The 21,432-nt window shown below is 41.7% G+C and carries 9 protein-coding genes; 7 read left to right on the plus strand and 2 right to left on the minus strand.

The genetic code is table 11. The features are described 5' to 3' along the window. Positions 1-21: 21 nt before the first annotated feature. From ABJH98_RS17195 to ABJH98_RS17225, 7 genes are all read left to right on the plus strand, one after another. Positions 22-6,489, plus strand: a complete 6,468-nt coding sequence (locus tag ABJH98_RS17195; RefSeq protein WP_348308995.1) for a putative Ig domain-containing protein — start codon at positions 22-24, stop codon at positions 6,487-6,489. A gap of 501 nt (positions 6,490-6,990) precedes the next feature. After that, positions 6,991-10,731 (plus strand): putative Ig domain-containing protein, encoded by a 3,741-nt coding sequence (locus ABJH98_RS17200; protein WP_348308996.1) that lies wholly within the window; start codon positions 6,991-6,993, stop codon positions 10,729-10,731. A 221-nt stretch (positions 10,732-10,952) separates the two neighbouring features. Continuing rightward, on the plus strand, positions 10,953-15,659 hold the full coding sequence (locus tag ABJH98_RS17205; protein WP_348308997.1) for an Ig-like domain-containing protein: 4,707 nt from the start codon (positions 10,953-10,955) through the stop codon (positions 15,657-15,659). 23 nt (positions 15,660-15,682) lie between these two features. Beyond that, positions 15,683-15,949: a DUF4212 domain-containing protein gene (locus tag ABJH98_RS17210; protein ID WP_348308998.1), complete on the plus strand. Its 267-nt coding sequence runs from the start codon at positions 15,683-15,685 to the stop codon at positions 15,947-15,949. Further along, on the plus strand, positions 15,949-17,622 hold the full coding sequence (locus ABJH98_RS17215) for a sodium:solute symporter family protein (RefSeq protein ID WP_348308999.1): 1,674 nt from the start codon (positions 15,949-15,951) through the stop codon (positions 17,620-17,622). The genes ABJH98_RS17210 and ABJH98_RS17215 overlap by 1 nt, the downstream gene beginning before the upstream one ends. A 3-nt stretch (positions 17,623-17,625) precedes the next feature. Continuing rightward, positions 17,626-18,723 (plus strand): GDSL-type esterase/lipase family protein, encoded by a 1,098-nt coding sequence (locus tag ABJH98_RS17220; protein WP_348309000.1) that lies wholly within the window; start codon positions 17,626-17,628, stop codon positions 18,721-18,723. Beyond that, positions 18,717-19,553, plus strand: a complete 837-nt coding sequence (locus ABJH98_RS17225) for a polysaccharide deacetylase family protein (RefSeq protein ID WP_348309002.1) — start codon at positions 18,717-18,719, stop codon at positions 19,551-19,553. The genes ABJH98_RS17220 and ABJH98_RS17225 overlap by 7 nt, the downstream gene beginning before the upstream one ends. Positions 19,554-19,562: 9 nt before the next feature. On the opposite strand, the gene ABJH98_RS17230 is transcribed toward ABJH98_RS17225, so the two are convergent. Together ABJH98_RS17230 and ABJH98_RS17235 are read right to left on the minus strand one after the other, a co-directional pair. After that, positions 19,563-20,384: a polysaccharide lyase gene (locus ABJH98_RS17230; protein WP_348309003.1), complete on the minus strand. Its 822-nt coding sequence runs from the start codon at positions 20,382-20,384 to the stop codon at positions 19,563-19,565. Between the two features lie 16 nt (positions 20,385-20,400). Beyond that, positions 20,401-21,429, minus strand: coding sequence for an L-rhamnose/proton symporter RhaT (locus ABJH98_RS17235; RefSeq protein WP_348309004.1), 1,029 nt, complete (start codon positions 21,427-21,429; stop codon positions 20,401-20,403). Between the last annotated feature and the right edge of the window lie 3 nt (positions 21,430-21,432).

A 21,432-nucleotide genomic window follows, 5' to 3' on the forward strand; every position in this document is an offset into this window, starting at 1 on the left:
TGTTTTACAAAAACGCATGATATGAACAAATTGCTACGATTACTTTTTGGACTATCGACTATCATCGGTATTCAATTTCAAAGTATTGGAAACTCTTCCAATACCTCTACCTTAGTGCAACTTGGAACAGTTGACCTTGCAGCACATGCAGACGACAACGCAGTGAGCAATAATGGCTCTATGCAATGGGTGGGTTATGCCTCTCATAGAATCGGTACAAATAAATACACCTGTGCAGTACTACCTTTTCAACTACCAGTTTTAGCCCAAGGGGAATATATTGCTTCAGCCTCATTTACGGCATATCTATCTGGAAGCTCAGGAAATCTTTCCGACGCTGTAGACTTATATGCTATACCCTATCAAGCCAATTCGGCAGTTGTGAGTGGCGACTATTTTGGTGGTTCTTATGACACAGATGCAGGTGCTACCGCACTTCAACAAGCATTCTTTGATACTAACAGCGCTAACGGTTCAAATACCTCAGATGCTTCCGCAAATACTACCCTAGCTTCTTTTCTAAACGCACAATATGCTAACGGAGCAACGGGAGGAGAGTTTATCCTTATCCGATTGAATATGGATGACAATTCAGGTTCTCAGTATAACTATTGGGATATCGTTTCTCAAAACGGGACTACCAGTTCCCAGAGACCATTTATTACCATAGATGTACAATCTTCGAGCAATACCGCACCAGTAATGGCAGCCATTGCTGGTCAGTCAATACAAGAAGGAGCTAGCAGCACTTTGAATGTTTCAGCGACAGATGCTGATGGAGATGCATTGACTTTATCGGCAACGAACCTGCCATCTTTTGCCTCATTCACCGACAATGGAGACGGGACAGGGCAAGTATCTTTTCAACCAGTCATCGGAGATGCAGGCACTTATTCAAATATTACTATTGCGGCAAATGATGGAACAGATAGTGATAGTGAAAGCTTCTCTTTGACTGTGACTACAGCACCTTCTAACACCGCACCAGTTCTAGCGAGTATTGGCAATCAAACTGTGAACGAAGGGTCAAGTATATCTATTAGCCTTTCGGCCACAGACGCAGACGGTGACGCCCTTACTTTTTCAGCTTCTAACCTGCCAGCCTTTGCGTCTCTGACGGATAACGGAAATGGCACAGGCGTGATTGCAGTTTCTCCTACATCAGGCGATGCAGGGAGTTATACAAGTATCGTTGTATCCGTTTCTGATGGAGCGACAAGTGCCCAAGAGACGATTATAGTTACAGTAAGCACACCTCCTACAGGTACGGTATATTATCTAGATCCTGTCAATGGCGACATGGCCAATGATGGCAGTCAAGCCAATCCTTGGTCTTCTTTGGCGGCTGTGGCTTACATCGCTCCAACTATTGCTGATGGGGCTACTTTGTATTTGATGAACGGAGATCATGGCACTCCATATGTGCAGAATTATACTTTTACCAACGGTATTACGATCACTCCACTCAGTGGGCACAATCCAACAGTAACGAGCATCAGCTTAAACAATTGTACCAATTGGACTTTTGATGGAGTCCTTTTTGATGGCACGAATTCAACAATTACTAAAGATGGTTTTTTGGTGACTGGAGATGCAAATTCTCATCATATCACTTTCCAAAATTGTACGGTGCAGTCAGCCGTGAGCTCTTCTACCTGGACCAAGACGGATTGGTACAACAACGTAAAAGGCGGCATAGATATGCGAGCCGGCTACATTACGGTTTCCAACACAACAATCAAAAATACCTATCACGCCTTATCCCTCCGAGGAGATCACAGTACAGTGACCAGTAATTTGATTGACAACTTTGCTGGAGATGCCATTCGAGGATTAGGCAGTTTTTCTACGTACGAGTACAACACGGTTAGAGATTGCTACATCGATGATTATTCCATTCAGCATGATGATGGGTTTCAGGCCTATAATTTAGATTCCGACCCGAAAATTGAAGGAGTTACGCTTCGCTACAATAAGATTTTATTGTTTGAAGATCCGATCACCCAATTTGTCATTGATAACAACTTGATAGGCTCCTTGATGCAGGGGCTTATTATCACTGATGGATATGCGGATTCATGGGTGGTAGAAAATAATTTGATTGTCAATCAGCAGGCGCATGGTATCTCATTGTATGGTGCTAGAAACTGTAAGGTTCAAAACAATACGGTGGTACAGCATCCCTATTTTACAGACACTACAGTCCCAAGAATTTACCTGGATGATCAGGGAAAAACAGGACAAACGAACTTTAGCAATGTCATAAGAAACAATATTGCTGGTCAGTTTACTGACTGGACTTTTGATGCCACTTCTACAGTTCAAAACAATGTGGATATTACAACTAATGTGAATAATTATGGACCTTACTTCGCCGACTATGCAAATCTTGATTTTCATTTGAAAGCAGGTAGTGGTGCTATCGACGCGGGAGTAAATACGGATTTGGCAACTACGGATTTAGACGGTAATGCAAGAGTAGCAGATGGTACGGTAGATGCAGGAGCCTATGAGTTCAATTCAGGAACAGGCGGCAATGCTCGTCCGGTATTGGCGGCTGTCGGCAATGCACAACTCGATGAATTAGCGACAGTTACAAAAAGTCTCAGTGCCACTGATGCCGATGGAGATGCCATAGCCTTGACAGCTTCAAATTTACCATCTTTTGCCACATTGACGGACAACGGAAATGGTACAGGTAGCGTCGTGATAAATCCACAAACCGGGGATGAGGGATCATACAACGTCACGATTTCAGCTAGTGATGGCACGGATGCAGATACAGAAGATATTACCATCACGGTGAACCCCGAAGGTGGAGCGAATGCAGCACCTGTATTAGCTACAGTGGCTAATCAAAACGTTGAAGAGGGTAGTTCGGTGACTGTAAACCTTTCCGCTACAGATGCTAATGCAGATGCACTTACTTTCTCAACTACAAGCCTGCCAACTTTTGCCAGCCTCACGGATAATGGCGACGGGACGGGTTCGATTAGTATCAATCCTCAGACTGGTGACGCTAGCACTACTAATGTAACGATTTCAGTAACTGATGGAACAGATACCGATGATCAAGTGGTTGTCATTAACGTTTATGCGCCGGGAACCGTAGTAGGCAATACTTACTATATTGATCCTGTAGGTGGAAATAATAGCAATGATGGGAGTCAATCAAGCCCTTGGGCGTCCATTCAGGCAAATTCCATTCAAAATGGTGATTTGGTTTACCTTATGAGTGGTAATTATGGTAACGTCTATATTGGAAATATGGCGAGAACAGAGGATGTCATTTTTCGGGCACTTTCAGGTCATACGCCTGTATTCTCTAAACTAACCATAGACAACAGTCAGCATTTGGTATTTGATGGTATCGTCATTGATGCGTCCACGGCCAGCTTGGGAAAGGAAGAGTTTATGATGACAGGTAATGCAAATACCACACACATTACTGTGAAAAACTCGACCTTAAAATCAGCTGATGATATCTCAACCTGGACCAAGAATGATTGGTACGCCAATGTAGCCAGTGGAGCAGATTTCAGAGGAGGCAACATTACGTTCGAGAATACTTTGATTACGAATGTATATCACGCATTGTCCCTTCGTGGTGATTATTCTTATGTGACCAATTGTACGATTGACAATTTCGCAGGTGATGCGATTCGAGGGTTGGGTAGTTTCTCAACTTACGAATACAACACCGTTAGAGATTGTTACATTGATGATTATTCCATTCAACATGATGATGGGTTCCAGGCGTATAAGCTCGATGGTGATCTGAAAATAGAGAGTGTTACTTTAAGATATAACAAGTTCTTACTATTTGAAGATCCTATTACTCAGTTTGTCATTGACAATGAATTGATTGGAACATTGATGCAAGGCATCATTATTACTGATGGCTACGGTGATGGCTGGGTAGTGGAGAATAATTTGGTTATGAACGACCAAACCCATGGTATTACCTTATATGGAGCACGTAACTGTAGGATTCAAAACAATACTGTTGTTCAGCATCCACATTTTACGGATACAGACTTAGTTCCCTGGATTTCTTGTCAAGCCCAAAACAAAACAGGTCAAGATAATTTCAACAATGTTATTAGAAATAACATCGCTGCGAAGTTTACCACTTGGACATTTGATGCGACTTCTATTGTAGAGGGTAACATTGACATTGACGAGTTGAACTACAATAACTATTTGCCATATTTCGAAGACTATGTCAATCGTGACTTTCATCTGAAGGCGGGTAGTTTAGCGATCGATGCTGGAGTAAACACTGACATGGCAGCTCTTGACTTGGATGGTAATGCACGTGTCTTTGGTCCATCTCCGGATGCAGGGTGCTTTGAGTATTCTGCGTCATCGGATCATGTAGACCCTGAACTTGTAGCAACGAACAATTCTTTTTTAGATGATGTCTTCACGTTTAGTTTTAGCGAAAGTGTGACACCTGCTACTGCGGAAAACACTTCGAATTACAGCATCAATAATGGAGTGACTGTTCAAACAGCCACATTAGAAAGTGACAACCGTACGGTGACGATGGAGGTGTCCACATTAGGTGGAAACCAAATCAACACTTTGACAGTGAGTAATGTGCAAGATTATGCAGGAAATACCATTTCTTCAAGCAATACCGGTACGTTCAAATTTACCTGTGATACTTTATGGGCGAGCACTTTCCAGGATGATGAGTGGGGATACAACCCTCCAGCAGGTGCTATGGATGGTGATTTGAACACCAAATGGTCTGCTGATGGACCTGAATGGTTGCAGAAAAATTTCTGCAGTTCGGTTACCATTACCTCGGTCGGCATAGCCTTTGGTTTGGGCGATGAGCGCACATACGATTTCAGTATAGAATTGTCAAGCGATGGTGTCAGTTATACTGAGGTATTCAATGGAACCAGCAGTGGTACCACTTTGAGTTTAGAAAATTTTGATTTTACAGATACCCAAGCGAGATATGTGAAAATTATAGGAGGTGGAAATTCCGCTTCTTCTTGGAACAATTATCAGGAAGTACAAATCAATACTTCAGGCACGCCACCTGCGAACAATGCACCAGTAGTTGCCGGTATATCGGCACAAAGTGTGGAGGAAGGAAACAGTTTGAATGTAGCCGTTACAGCTTCAGATGCTGATGGTGACAACCTCACTTTGACCGCAACTAATCTACCATCCTTTGCCGCTTTCACAGACAATGGCGACGGAACAGGTACAGTAAGTATTACCTCGTCTATAGGTGATGTGGGTACGTATTCTAACTTAACGATTACTGCAAATGATGGCCAGGCCAATGGCTCAGCTTCTTTCGAACTGACGGTGACGGCCTCGCAAGCAGGTAATACTGCTCCTATATTAGCAACCATTGGAGACCAAAGTGTAGATGAAGATGCTACGCTCAATGTGTCGATCACCGCAACTGATGCGGATGGTGATAACATGACTATTTCGGCTACTGGATTGCCATCGTTTGCCACACTTACGTCAAACGGAAATGGTTCGTCAACTTTGGCAATCAGTCCAGCTTCTGGAGAAGATGGGGTTTATGCGGGTATTGTACTCAGTGTAACAGATGGTACCGATACAGATAGCGAAACCATTAGTATTACGGTGAATGAAGTGGTACTGGGACAATCATTTACGATCTATGCGCATGCGGACGATCAAGAGATTCGGACCAATGGCACCACACAATGGGTAGGACAAACCACTGCGAGAGTGGGTGGTGCTAGTTCCGCTTATGATGCTGGTCTGGTGATTCCATTTCAACTTCCCACTTTACCCGCCGGGCATGAGGTGGCAGATGCATCATTTTCTATGAATTTAGTGGCTAAAGTCAATTCACCAGTTGGTAATATGAATTTATCTGGAATTACTTATAGAAGCACTAGTGGTGTGCAGGTGGCTGACTATTCGGCTTCACCTACACTTATTGAAACCGGATATATTACAAGTGCCACAGCCGCAGGTGTAGTTTCTATCAACGATGATCAGGAACTTGCAGATTTCATCAATGACCAATATGATGCAGGAGCAGTAGCAGGTGACTATATCTTTTTCAAAGTTCAATCTGAAGTTGATGAGGCTAATTATTCCTATTGGAACATGAGTACAGCAGATGATGGAAATAATGGAAACAAGCCAACACTTACTGTTATATCCGGAAGTGATAGCGGGGCTAGAACTTCAAATCAGGTGTTATCGCTTGATGTGGAAGAGGTTAAACTTTCTCTATATCCAAACCCTGTTCAACAAGGCGAGCTTAATTTGAGTTTACCTTCCAACTTTGATACATCGACTGGGATTGTTCGAATTTTCAATAGTGCTGGTCAAGAAGTTAAAGCGATTTACATGTCGGTTAGTTCTCCTATTACAAACTTTCAAATCTCGAATTTAGATGATCTAAAGTCTGGTTATTACTTGTTGCAGCTTTCGGATATTCAGTCGGTTCACAAGTCGAGATTCCTAATAAAATAATATTTAAGAGAAACCCTGATTGAATCCTCAAGGGTTTCTCTTTTTAAACGCACAGGATAAGACAGGACAAGAAGCTTTGAATATACTCATAAATTGTAATCACTTAGAATATAATTCTACAACAACAAACAAATGTTCAATCGTTTCGGGGGAAATTATTGAACGCAATATCGAGAGTAACCAGCTGGGGGATATAGGCTGGTTGCTTCTTGGTTTTCAAACAAGCCAATCCAACCAAAAAATTAAAATTCAATTTATTAGTGTATGAAAATAATACTTTCCTTCTCAATGCTCTTGTTTTAGCAAATAGGGTGCAGGGTAAGGCAGGACAGAGACCTTTTTGAGTATCAATAGATTAGTAATTGAATAGAATTATTCACAACAACAAACAAGCAAATCTTATTGTTTGAAGAAATAATAGGACTATTAAGACAGTGAATTCGGGTTACCGAATTCACTTCTTAGCTACTTAAAAAAAGAATTTAATTAACTATTAGTCGCATGAAAAAAACTATACAATTAAAGAGGGTGATACCCTTGATCTGGATGGCCATCATTGGCTTCTCCTTCCACACTTCTGCTCAGATCGCAGACGTAACTAGTCAATTGAATACCTGGCAAACTTTTGATTTTGTCGAAGGTATCCAAACCGGCGAATTTACTTTTGAGTTTGACATGACTGCCGAAAAAGTCGGTATTGATGCCGTGACGGGATTGACCAATAAGGCAACTGTAACGACCTATTCGGATATGTCAGTAATCGTACGATTCAATAGCTCTAGCATGATTGATGCCTATGATGGCTCGGGATATGCTAGCGATAATGACTTGACCTATACAGCGGGTACTGTTTATAGCGTGAGAGTTGAAGTGGATGCTTCTACGATGTCCTATGATGTGTACGTGACTCCAGATGGTGGCAGTGAAGTGACTATTGCTGATAATTATACCTTTAGAAATAAGGTGATTAACCTGACAGGTATGGCTGTAGTTAATGGAGATTTTAACGTTGCAGATCCAGGTAATCATGATACAGAAAATATAGTCCTAACTCATATATCTGATAATTCAGATCCAGTTTTTGTAGCTGTTGATGAACAGAATGTGAATGAAGGATCAGAGTTAACGGTAACTGTAGAGGCTGTTGATCCATTGGATGCGGCCATTAGCTTTACAACAAGTGGACTGCCAAGTTTTGCTGAGTTTTTGGACAATGGTGATAACACTGGTACAATGACTGTTTCTCCAGAGGTTGGAGACTTGGGTCAATACACAGTTACTGTAACGGCAACAAGTACAACTGGAACCAATACTCAGGATGTTGTGATCAATGTCAACGAGTATTCAGAGATATTTACCATTGAATCTGAGCCAGAGGACATTGATCTCTTTTATCATAGCGAAACAAGAAATCCTGCAGAGCTCAACTGGGGAGGCACAGAAATGTTTGTAGGTGGAGGTGTAAATTGGCAGGATGCAGCAGATGAATATGATATGGCTGCGGTGATGCCTTTTAAAATCCCTGAGATTCCACAAGGCAGTAATTCCTTTAAGTCTGCCACTTTTTCGGCTAACATAAATTATGTGGTGACTTGGGCTTATGTTGATTACGATTTATATGGATTGGATTACAGAGATGAACCTACTGTATTGGGTACAGATTATTATCAAGGAGTTTACGATAGTGATGAAAACGCAATGGCTATTCAGCAAAAATGGGCATCAACTTCCGGTGCTACGAGTCAAACCTTAGAGCCTGGAGTTGTAGAAACTTCTTTAGAGGGAGGAGAAGCATTAACGGATTACTTAAATGCGCAATTATTGGCAGGTGCTCAGCCTGGGGATTATGTGTTTTTAAGAGTTAATGTTAATGTGGCTGATGCAACGACTTATGCAAGAATAGACATTGATAGCCACGAATCGGAAAATCCGCCAGCGATGGATGTTACTTTTTATCAGCCCTTGATTCTAGACCCAGTCGGAGATCATATGATTACGAGAGATCAAGTAACTATACTCGATTTAAATGCAACCTTTGCTGAGGAAGACAATATGGTCTTCTCTGTAGCAGGCGAGCCTGATTTTGTAGTTTTAGGAGATAATGGTGATGGAACGGCTACTTTGACGTTATCGCCAGATGTAGACGATTTGGGCAATCACAGAGATATCGTAGTTACAGTGACTGCAGGCGAATATTCGTATGAGGAAACTATCGTTTTGACGGTAACGGAGGCACCAGAGGAAATTTATGTGGATGCTGCTGACAGTTATACCAGTTTTGGTGATGCCTATGATCCTGCCGAGCCGTATGTTTGGTCTGGTGCTCCGGAAATTTTGGTGGGAGGAAGCATGATTGATACTGATGCAGTTGACCATGGTGCTGTCATGCCTTTCGAAATTCCAACTATTCCAGAAGGCATGGTTGTTGTGTCGGCTCAATTGGATTTGACGACTAATCAAGTGCCAGCATGGATCCCTCATAGCAATGACTTAACAGCCTTGCCATATAGAGATGTTGCTACAGTATTAGGAACTGATCACTATCAAGGAGCCTATGGTGGAGATGCATCAGCTTATTCAATTCAAGAAGATTTTATTTCCTCTACTACGCCAGTAGGAGCTACAACTACCAGCGAAAAAGCGAATGAGGCTATAGTGGCATACCTGAATGAACAAATAGCCGCTGGAGCCCAAGCAGGTGATTTTGTATTTTTCAGAGTCAATGCAGACCAAGATGCTCCATTGACCACTTGGGCCAGAGTAGATATTGATAGTCATGAATCAAGTAGTAATACAGGAGGTGCTAACTTGACAGTTACTTTCATGCCGAATAATGCTCCCGTAGTTGATGCTATTGCAGATCAAACATTATTAGAAAGAAGAAGCATTGAGGTTGAGGTTACAGCAACAGATGCTGATGGTGATCCTTTGGAGTATGCATTGGCGGATGATACCCCATCCTTCATTACTTTGACTGATAATGGAGATGGTACAGCTATGGTGATGATTGACCCGACATCTGATGACACTGGAGAAATCACTGTAGAAGTTGAAGCAACTGATGGGTTAGAATCTGCTTCTCAATCTTTTACGTTAACGGTAAATGCTAGTAATTTACCTGTATTGGTGGCTCTAGATGATCAATCTGTGCGTGAAGGTCTTTCGCAAACGGTGGAATTAAGCGCAACAGATGCTGATCCAGATGATGTATTGGAATTATCGCTCGCAAATGCACCTTCATTTGTCGTATTGACTGATAATGGCGACGGAACAGGTGCTTTGGCTATTGATCCTTTGGTAGGTGATGAAGATACGTACACAGATATTTCAGTTACCGTTTCGGATGGATATGATACAGTGGAACAATTGTTTACACTTACTGTAAGTGCAAATGCTGAGCCTGTTCTAGCTGCGATTGGAGATCAAACAATGACTGGAGAAAGAATGCTGTCTGTAGCTATATCGGCCACTGACAATGACAATGAAGATGACCTTACATTTAGCTTAACTAGTACCCATGATTTTATTTCATTGGTAGACAACGGCGATGGTACAGGTTCACTTGAATTTGACGGTACTGATGTTTCTCCAGATGAATACTCAGACATTACGGTAAGTGTAAGTGATTCCTATGCATCTGCATCTGAAACTATTAAATTAACAGTCGTTCAGAATTCTCTACCTACCTTGACTGCGATAGGAGATCAGACGGTTGATGTGGACGGAACGAAAGAAGTAGCACTTGCTGCCTCAGATGAAGATGCTTCTGATGATCTAGTATTTTCTATATCAGACGCACCTTCGTTTGTTACCTTAACTGATAATGGAGACGGAACTGGTAAATTGACAATGACTCCAGGTAGTGCTGATGCAGGAGAGTATGAGGATATAATTGTGAAAGTAAGTGATGGATTGGGTCAGGCGATCGAAAGAATTACTGTAACAGTAGAAGAAGATGAAGGTGAAGTACTTGCTATTTCTACTTTGCAAAAGGAAATGATATTGTACCCAAACCCTGCGTTAAATGGAGTGGTAAATATCCAAATTCCGGAAGAGTTGGCTGGGGCTAAATTGAGTCTATTTGGCATAACAGGAAAATTGATGCAGCAAGTTCAATTGAATAGTTCTGCCTCCAAACAACCCTATCAATTGACCCTGGATAGTTCAGTACCCAAAGGGCAATATGTAATGATTTTGTCAAATGCTTCATTAACGGTTACGAAGCGATTGGTGATCCAATAAAAAAGGTTAAACATTGGAGTTAACCTCCAATGTGATTATTGAATGAGTACAAATATAGACCCAGGTAGAGCACAAGAGTGCCTGCCTGGGTCTTTTTTGAAGATACCCCATAACACAGGACAGTGTGGTATTTGTGGTAAACTAAATTGGGATTTAATTAGAGGAATTGATCCTTGGAAATATTTGATTTATTTTTAGAAGTTAGCATGAAAAAGAGAGGAATGATGAGGAAGGTATTTTTGGGGTTGATAAGTGTATTCGTGTCACATATACTAGTCGCACAGACTACGGTTGTTCTTACCGCGTCAGCAGGGGATGGTTTTGTTTCTGACCCTGAGGTGATCACAGAAAACAATCCTTTTACGGAATCAATCGCATTTGCCTCCAAATCAGGAATGAAGGTTGGGAAAAGTGCTGCTGACGGTAGTGGCAATTTGACTAGTGCGATCATACCATTTGAGCTTCCAGCTATCCCGGCGGGAGAGGAAATAACCGATGCTAGTCTCCAAGTATATGTATCCTATGGTAGAGAATGGATAGATGCGGATTGTTTTGTCGATTTATATGCTTTGCCTTACCAAGCATCTGATGCGATTTCAGCAGCGGATCATTATGGTGGATTATATGGAAGTGGTAATGGCAGTGATACAGGCATTGAAGATGACTTTTTCCAAAAAAATGTAACCCAAGGCACTTTAGACACTGAGCGATTTGAAGAAACCTCAGCTGCAGGAAACAACAATCTTGTTAATTACCTCAAAGCCCAATATACGGCTGGAGCAGCAGCCGGAGATTATGTTTTTTTACGGCTGAGTATCGACAAGTCAGAGATGACTAGTGCTCATTTTTTTTTAATCCACGGTGGAGAGGATACCAATCCAGCAGAGCTGTCCGTGACTCATCAGTCAGTGGAAAATGTAGCTCCTGTATTGGCAGCCATTGGTGACCAAACCGTAGAAACTACAGAGAATTTAACGATCAACTTATCTGCAACCGATGCTAATGGTGATGCTTTGACATTCACTGTTAGCAACAATTTACCACCTTCTGCTACCTTTATGGATCATGGCGATGCCACGGCATCGATTACCATTACTGATGCTGGATCTATTGCCACTTATTCCGATATAGAGGTCACTGTGAGCGATGGTGAGCTGACTGATGATGAGACCTTTAGTATAAATATTACCGCTCAATCGCCTAATTCAGCTCCTGTTTTAACTGTCATTGGAGATCTTGAAATCAATCAATACGGCTACGCCAAATGGGATATTTCTGCCACAGATTCGGATGATGATGCTTTAACGTTAAGTGTATCAGAAAACCTTCCTCCTTCTGCAATTTTTGTTGATAATGGAGATGGAACGGCATACTTAGAGGTTATTTCGGAAGCTACACTTGCTGATTATTCAGATGTAATGGTGACGGTCAGTGATGGTGAAGATCACGATACAGAGTCTATAGTTATCTCTGTGGTAGAGGGCGATCTTAATCAGTTGATGAACTTGGATGAACCTAGTGGAGATCGCTTTACTATTACCGATAAGGTGTGGCCAGAGAGCCATGGTGAGGCCGATGTAAGTTACTGGAATGATGATAAAGTGGCTGTTGCTACCATCACTATTGATGATAATATCGAAGCAGATCATAGTTTTTGGCTCGGACTACAAGAGACTTATGAAAATTTGAAATTCACCTGGTTTGTTATCGATAACCAAGTGTCTGATTGGATAAAATATCAGACACTCCTTGATGCTGGTAATGAAGTAAACGGACATGATGATTGCGATATAAACAGTGACGTTGATGAAACAGATACAACCAATGACAAGGTTTACCGAACAGCCTTGGAAAGCATCAGAGATGATATCAAAATGAATACCACAGGAGAGGCATTGACATATGCTTATCCATGTGGAATAGAATATGATAAACATATTGCCAGAGATATTTATGTAGCTATGAGAGGTGTAATGGGCTTTATGAACCAAGCTAATTCCATTGACTATTTAGCAATAAATAGCCGAAGTGCGTCTCTAGAAGGTGGTAACGACGATGCTGACATCGATAATGTATTAGATGAAACGGGTGAAGTCAAATTATATGGAGAGTCGTACTACCGTGGATGGTATGCTGCTCATTATCATTCGGTAACGAGTAACAGCACCTTGCAAACCAATACGGAGGCGCATATGAGCTATATCAATGATCATGCGGATGAACTTTGGATCGCAGGATTTACCGAAGCTGCCTTGTATGGTCAGGAGAGGGACACACACGATTTAACTGTAGACGATGTCACAGATTTGTCTATCAAGTTTACTTTGACCGACGATATGAAGGATGAGGTCTTCGATTTTCCTTTAACGGTTAAAATTCGTGTCAACAATGATTGGGAATCAGCCAGTACGCTACAAAATGGAATAGCTAGACAGACTTCTTTGATTTCGCATGAAGGGAATCAGTATGCACTGGTTAAAGCCATACCGGATCAAGGACAAGTAGTGCTTACTGGAAGTACAACTGCAAGTGAAAATCATGCGCCAGTTTTGACTGCTATTGGTGACCAAAGCACTTCTCATGTGGAGGAAATAAGCCTAACCGTAACAGCTACTGATCAAGATGATGATTTTTTATCCTTTTCGGCTTCTGCGGAGTTGCCAGCCTATGCGTCATTGACAGACAATAATGACGGAACCGCTACCTTAAACATTAGCCCAAGCTCGATTGATGACGTAGGATTGACTGAGAATATTACAATCACAGTTTCCGATGGACAACTGACAGACAATGAAGAGATCAGTATTGAAATTACGGAATTTGTAGGGACTATTAGATATTGTGATCCTGAAAATGGAAGCAATTCAAATGATGGTAGCGAAGCCAATCCTTGGGGTTCTTTTTCTACTGCTTTGGCTACTGGTAAAGTCATTGAAGATGGAGATTTGATCTACCTCTTGAGTGGTGAGCATGGTGTGCCTTATATCTCGAGCAAAAATTTTACAAATGGTGTGACTGTAAGAACATTGAGCGGACAAGACGCTAGCTTATCAGGGTTGATCATTGCTAATTCAAAAAATTGGACATTTTCAGATGTGAAAATTGATGGATCTAGCTCTGGATTAAGCAAAGACGGGTTTTTAGTGACCGGCGATGTGAATAGTACAGATCTAACATTCAAAAACTGCTTAATTCAATCAGCTGCCGAGTCCTCTACCTGGACTAAATCCGATTGGTATGCCAACGCAAAAGGTGGAATGGATATGAGAGGCGAAAATATAGTGGTAGAGCATACAACCATAAAAAACACCTACCACGCCATGTCCTTACGAGGTGATAATTCCAGAGCCACTTCTAATTTAATAGACAATTTTGCAGGCGATGGAATCAGAGGTTTAGGTCAATTTCAAACTTTTGAATACAATACCGTGAGAGATTGTTATGTTGAGGACTATGATACCAACCATGACGATGCTTTCCAGACTTATATATTGACTGGAGATCCAAAATCGGAAGGGATGATTCTTAGATTTAATACCATTCTACTATTTGAAGACCCCATCACCCAATTTGTAATTGATAATGATTTAATAGGAGAGTCTATGCAAGGAATTATTATCACTGATGGTTATCCAGATGCGTGGGTTGTAGAAAACAACCTTTTGGTTACTGATCATTACCATGGTATTTCACTATATGGAGCACGAAATTCTAGAGTTCAGAATAATACAGTAATCAAGCATCCCTATTTTTCAGATAGTAAAATCCCTTGGGTTTTGATCGACGATAATTCAAAAACGGGCCAGACCAATTTTAATAATACAGTCCGAAACAATCTGGCTTCGGATATCACGTTTGACAAATTTGATGAGACGTCTACTGTAGAAGGTAATCTTCAAATTGGCTTGAATAGTTCATCTAGCTATGATGATTATTTTCAGGATTATGAAGATTATAATTTTCTCACAAAAGCAGAAAGCCCTGCAATCAATGCAGGAGTGAATACTGACCTTACAGAATTGGATCTCGCAGGCAATCAGCGTTTGGCAAATGGAACTGTGGATGCAGGAGCCTATGAATATTATTCGCCCAGTTTACCTGAAATTGCTCCAATTGAAGATGTAACCATGTCGGAGGGGGAAACCAAAACAATCAACATTTCAGCTACTGACCCTGAAGACAATGCCCTAACTATATCAACGAGTAATTTACCTTCATTTGCATCATTGACAGATCATGGCGATGGAAGTGCAACGCTGGAATTGACACCAGCGGCTGGTTCAGAAGGCAGTTATCTTGATATCAGAATCACAGCAGGTAATGGTGCCTTGTCTGTCTCAGAGTTATTTGATGTAGTGGTCAATAAGGAAAATACTGCACCAGAATTATTGGAAATAGATGATCAAACTATTGAAGTAGGAGGTATTAAAGAAGTTTTTGTTTCTGCAACAGATGCAGAAGATGATGATCTTAGTTTTGGTTTGACTGATGCGCCAAATTTTGTTTCTTTTAGTGAAACCACAAAAGGCTCTGGGAAATTGATAATCAATCCGCAAACAGGGGATGCAGGCAGTTATACCTTCACGCTCGCGGTGTCGGACGGAACATTGAGTGACGAAGAGACGGTAGCGCTTACAGTTATTGATCAAGAAGTGTTATTGGTTCAGGAGAATATTCACAATGCTGTGACAGTTTATCCGAATCCTTCGGAATCTGGTGATTTCTTTGTGCGATTAAAAGGGCACAATATATCATCTATTGAACTTAGAGATTTAGCAGGACGCAAAGTTGGCGGCAAGTTGCAAATGTCTCCATCAGGTACTGATGTGATAAAAATTCAGTCTTCTACTCCATTGATGAAACAACCCTATATTCTGACACTACGAATCGGGGATCAAACGATAAATCGAATGGTGATTGTAAATTGAGCTGTTGACTAAGAAAACATTTTATGGAGAAAGATAAAAGCAAGGCCTATTGGCATCAAAACATTCGTTACCTCATCATTCTATTAGGTATTTGGTTTATTACCTCTTTTGGATTTGGCATTTTATGGGTAGATGAATTGAATCAATTCAAAATAGGAGGATTTGGTTTAGGTTTTTGGTTTGCTCAGCAGGGCTCGATCTATTCATTTGTGATCATCATTTTTGCCTATGTCTTTCTGATGAATAGGCTAGATAAAAAATACACTAATCAAGAAACCAACAAGAATTAATGGATATTCAAATTTGGACCTACCTGATTGTAGGTGTTTCATTTGCTCTTTATATCGGAATCGCCATTTGGAGTAGGGCAGGAAGTACAGATGAGTTCTATGTGGCTGGTGGGCATGTGCATCCATTAGCCAACGGAATGGCTACTGCAGCAGATTGGATGAGTGCTGCATCTTTTATATCCATGGCTGGGCTTATTTCTTTTATGGGATTCGATGGTGCGGTCTATCTGATGGGTTGGACTGGAGGGTATGTATTATTGGCGCTCATGCTCGCTCCTTACCTCAGAAAATTTGGAAAATTTACTGTACCAGATTTTATTGGGGATCGATATTATTCAGATACGGCCAGGACGGTAGGTGTGGTATGCGCATTGATCGTGTCGTTTACCTATGTGGCCGGTCAGATGAGAGGTGTAGGTGTAGTATTTGCTCGTTTTTTAGAAGTACCTATCAATACTGGGGTGATCATTGGGATGATCATTGTGTTTTTTTATGCTGTCTTGGGTGGAATGAAAGGCATCACTTATACTCAAGTAGCACAGTACTGTATCTTGATCTTTGCTTATATGGTTCCTGCCATATTTATTTCCATTCAACTCACAGGAGAATGGATTCCTCAAATTGGATTTGGCAGTCAATTGGCTGATGGGTCAGGTACTTATTTAATGGACAAACTGGATGGGCTGCATAGGGAATTAGGATTTGCTGAATATACCGCTGGGTCTAAATCTACCCTTGATTTGTTTGCTATTACCATGGCACTCATGGTCGGTACAGCTGGGTTACCTCATGTGATCGTGAGATTTTTTACGGTACCAAGTATGAAAGATGCCCGTATCTCGGCAGGCTATGCGCTCATATTAATTGCGATACTTTATACAACCGCTCCAGCCATAGCGGCATTTGCCAGAACAAATTTAATAGAGACAGTTTCGAATACTGAATATGACGCCATGCCAGAGTGGTTTTCAAATTGGGAGGCGACAGGGTTGATTACATTTGATGATAAAAACGCAGATGGAATGATACAATACGTAGCTGACCCTGATGAGAATGAACTTATAATAGATCGGGATATTGTCGTATTAGCCAATCCTGAAATTGCCCAATTGCCTAATTGGGTTATCGCTTTAGTAGCCGCTGGAGGCTTGGCAGCAGCACTTTCTACAGCAGCAGGCTTGCTACTCGTGATTTCAACCAGTGTGTCTCATGATTTGATAAAGAAGCAGATCAAGCCAAATATTTCCGATAAAGAGGAACTGATGTGGGCGAGAATTGGTGCTGGTGCAGCTGTAATTGTAGCTGGGTATTTCGGCATCAATCCACCAGGATTTGTGGCAGCCACCGTTGCGCTAGCCTTTGGCTTAGCAGCTGCTTCATTCTTTCCAGCCATTGTCTTAGGTATATTTGACAAGCGCATGAATAAAGAAGGAGCAGTGGCCGGAATGATTATTGGCACCGTACTCATGCTGTTTTATATGATCAAGTTCAAATTACAAGGATTTGGTGGAGGGAGTCAGGAGGATTGGTGGTTGGGTATATCACCGGAAGGATTTGGAACGATAGCTATGGTAGTCAATTTCTTATTTTCGATTATGATTTCAAGAGTTTATCCAGCACCTCCATCTGATGTGCAAGCCATGATTGATCGAATAAGAGAACCAGGGGAATAAAACATGAGCATCATATCTAGGCATTTTTGTAATCTTTTCTTGTATGGGATTATCGCATTTTCCGGATGTGATAGCATGCAAAAGGTGTTTATTTCACCAGCAGATGAGACCATCGCATATGCCGGGAGAATTGACTCTTCTTCAACGGAAAAAGTGGATTTGTATTGGCCAGGTTCTTCAGTAAGGGTTGACTTTGAAGGGGACTCTCTGTTTGCTATTCTGAAAGACGAGAAAGGGGCAAACTATTTCAATGTAATTATAGATCAGGATAGTGTTCGTATGCTACGACTGGATACACTCACTCGTCGTTACCTTTTGGCCGCTAGATTGCCTGAAGGTACGCATAGTGTGGAGCTTTTCAAACGAACCGAATGGGATAAAGGGAAAACCACTTTTTTTGGATTCGAACTTATTGGAAACGGTATGAAAGTGAGCAAGCCCAAACCTAGAAAAAGAAAAATGGAGTTTTATGGTAATTCGATCACAGCTGGATATGCAGTGGACGACCTTAGTGGAATGGATCGACCGGATAGTATTTATACCAATCACTATGTGAGTTATGCCTCAATTGTGGCTAGGCATTACCAGGCAGAGTATCATACGATTTGTAAAAGTGGCATTGGGGTCATGATCAGCTGGTTTCCGCTCACGATGCCAGAACTTTATGACCGTTTGATTCCAGAGGATTCAACCAGCCAATGGGACTTTGCACAGTTTAGACCGGACGTGGTTGTGGTTAATCTCATGCAAAATGACTCATGGCTGGTAGAGCGACCTGAGCATCCACAGTTTCAAGATAAATTTGGCGAAACCAAGCCGACTGGAGATGAAATCATTTTGGCTTATCGCGCCTTCATAGAAAAAGTAAGAGTAAAACATCCCTCAGCTCATATTATTTGTCTGTTGGGTAATATGGACATTACTCAAGTAGGATCGCTTTGGCCTGAGTATGTTGAAAAGGCGATTTCAAAATTGGACGACAAACGAGTCTACACACATGTTGTGCCATACAAGGAAACACCAGGTCACCCGAATAGGGATGAGCAGAAAGTTTTAGCAGAAAGTCTCATTTCGTTTATAGATGCAAATATCAAATGGTAAGATTCACAAAGAAGAAAATAGCTACTGCTGTATTGATGACCACATGTATGATACTCTCATCAATATTTACAATAGCACAAAAATCACCACAATGGCCAGAAGGGAAGCAAGCAGCTGTGGTATTGACCTACGACGATGCGATTGACTGTCATTTGGACATAGTAGTTCCGATGCTAGATGAATTCAGTTTTAACGGAACTTTCTTTCTGACCGGTAGTTCTCAATCTGTTGCAAACAGGTCTGAAGAGTGGCGAGCCATTACTGGTAATGGTCATGAGCTGGCCAATCACACGCTGTTTCATCCCTGTAGAAAAGTGATTCCCGGAGAAAGGAATTTCGATTGGATCAGACCAGAATATGACTTGGATAGTTATAGTTTTCCTCAGTTGATGAATGAATTAAATACAGCTAACTCCCTATTGCATGCGCTGGATGGAAAAACAGAAAGAACGTTTGCCTATACCTGTGTAGATCATACCATTCAAGGAGTAGATTTCTCCGATAGTATCCAGCATATTTTTGTAGCAGCGAGAGGACTGAGTCCTGTGCCAGCTTCGTTAAAGGAGGTGGATCCATACCTGATGCCAAGTACGAGTTGTTCAGATCTGAGTGGAGAACAACTAATTGCGGAAGTAAAGAAAGCACAAACCAACGGTACGGTGATCACTTTCTTATTTCACAGCGTTGGAGGAGGGTATCTCAACACTTCTGCAGAAGCGCATCGTGAATTGCTGGAATATCTACAACAAAATCAAGACGACTTGTGGGTGGATACCTTCCTGAATGTGACCAAACACATTAAAAGTGAGCAGGAACGGCTGGGTTGGTGACCGACCCGCTTAGTTTTTCTTGTTCTTTTTTGAAGACTGAGTATAGATCCGGATATTGTCGATTTTTATGAAGCTGTCGTTTTTTGGTGCCCAGTCAGGGGTAGCTCCCCCATGAAAGGTAGAAAAGTAGAATGAATCTATGAGTCCGAGGTTTTCATCTCTCAGACTGAATTTTTTCTTTCCGCCGACTTTGTTTCCGTCGAACCAAACTTCGATCAAAGCGTCTTTTTTTCCCGGGGTATTTAGTCTAATATGCTGTGTGATGGTGTGCCATTGGCCAGTTTCGAATTTTGCGTTCAGATAAACACCCTCACCATACTTTTCTTGCATGTCTTTGTAGTAGAGATACACGATGGGTTCTTGTTCTCCTGTCCACATGTATCGAGCACTCCATCCTTCACCCTGATCAGGATGTTTGCCTCCCGTATAAGCAGCACCGCCACTAGTTAAGCCTGGAAGTTTTCCTCCTTTAGTAAAATCGAATCCTTCTTGAAAGTAGACATCATAAGAAAGGTAATACTCAATGCCTGGCGGGATAGGCCTTACAAACTGAATACCTCCTTGTTCTGGTCCAACGGCTCCTTTCGGATAGCTGACCTGTAGCACTTTGCCATTCGTGTCATCTACGATGATAGACCCTCTGTTTTTGGTTATTGACCATTTCACCGTATCAAAATCTTGTTTGATTGCTGTCTCATCATAATTGCCTAAAGGAGATTTTTCAAAATCTACATCTAGGGTGTATTTTTCTTGGCCGAAACCGGTACAAGAGAACAGACATCCACAGAGAAGGCAAAAAAGGTGTTGGAGTTTAATGTTAGATATACTCATGATTTTAGTTAGATCGTTAATGTGCAATGGTATTGGCTAACCCAATCATTAGAATGGAAACCATGACAATAGTTAGCCCAAGCGCTAGAATCCACGTCGTTTTGCGAGATGTTCCTGCCCATTCTTTGTATATGATGCCCCATAAATTGCTAAAGAAAATGATGAAAGCCATATGTATCGACCAGCTGGCAAACTCAAGATTTTCTCCTAAGTAGGTAGTGCCCATGCCATAAAAGAAAAATTGTAAATACCAGGTGAGTCCACCTAGCGAAGCCCAGAGATAATTTTTGGTCAGCGGTGTATTTGAATTGGTATAGTCTGATGTTGTTTTATTTTTTCGATTGAGGTAGAGACAATAGATACCATTGGTAGTCATGCCACCCCAAAGAATCCAAACCAGAACGGCGTTGTTTTTGAAGAGCTCACTGGCCCCACTAGCAAATGCTATGTCTGCTATGGGAGAGCCTGCTTCCAAACCAAAGGCAAAACAAGCACTTAATAGGCCGGATAATGTGGCTACGATTAAGCCCTTGGTTAAATTGAATTCATCGTCCGATGCGGATTCAGTTTCGTTTTCTTTTTTCGCGCCAGCGATGCCTACTACTGCAATACCAATCAAGCAGATTAGAATTCCCGAAAGGGTAATGAGGCCTGAAGCGGATTCAAGTAGTTGCACAAAGGTCCCTTTGAAAATGGGTGGAATCAATGTACCGAATGCGGTACAAAGTCCAAGAGCGATGGTCATACCGAGTGATACACCCAGGTAGCGCATGGATAGTCCGAAAGTCAACCCTCCAATGCCCCAGAGCAAACCAAAGAAATAGGTCCAGCCCTTGACGGACGTATCAGCTTGACCCAACACCTGCCAAAGGTCTGGAATGGTGAGCCAGGCGGTAGCCAAAGGAACAACTAGCCAGGCGGATAAGCCTAGAATAAGCCAGGAACTCTCCCAACTCCATTTTCTAACTTGCTTAAAAGGAATGTAAAAACTTCCCGCTCCGAATCCTCCAATGGCGTGAAAAATGACCCCTAAAATTGCTCCCATATG

Source organism: Reichenbachiella sp. (genome assembly GCF_039969095.1).
GTDB lineage: Bacteria > Bacteroidota > Bacteroidia > Cytophagales > Cyclobacteriaceae > Reichenbachiella.

Bases quoted from the DNA above. Each gene is read 5' to 3' on its own strand.
- ABJH98_RS17195 (WP_348308995.1), top strand. From the start codon at position 22: ATGAACAAATTGCTACGATTACTTTTTGGACTATCGACTATCATCGGT.
- ABJH98_RS17200 (WP_348308996.1), top strand. From the start codon at position 6,991: ATGAAAAAAACTATACAATTAAAGAGGGTGATACCCTTGATCTGGATG.
- ABJH98_RS17205 (WP_348308997.1), top strand. From the start codon at position 10,953: ATGATGAGGAAGGTATTTTTGGGGTTGATAAGTGTATTCGTGTCACAT.
- ABJH98_RS17210 (WP_348308998.1), top strand. From the start codon at position 15,683: ATGGAGAAAGATAAAAGCAAGGCCTATTGGCATCAAAACATTCGTTAC.
- ABJH98_RS17215 (WP_348308999.1), top strand. From the start codon at position 15,949: ATGGATATTCAAATTTGGACCTACCTGATTGTAGGTGTTTCATTTGCT.
- ABJH98_RS17220 (WP_348309000.1), top strand. From the start codon at position 17,626: ATGAGCATCATATCTAGGCATTTTTGTAATCTTTTCTTGTATGGGATT.
- ABJH98_RS17225 (WP_348309002.1), top strand. From the start codon at position 18,717: ATGGTAAGATTCACAAAGAAGAAAATAGCTACTGCTGTATTGATGACC.
- ABJH98_RS17230 (WP_348309003.1), bottom strand. From the start codon at position 20,384: ATGAGTATATCTAACATTAAACTCCAACACCTTTTTTGCCTTCTCTGT.
- ABJH98_RS17235 (WP_348309004.1), bottom strand. From the start codon at position 21,429: ATGGGAGCAATTTTAGGGGTCATTTTTCACGCCATTGGAGGATTCGGA.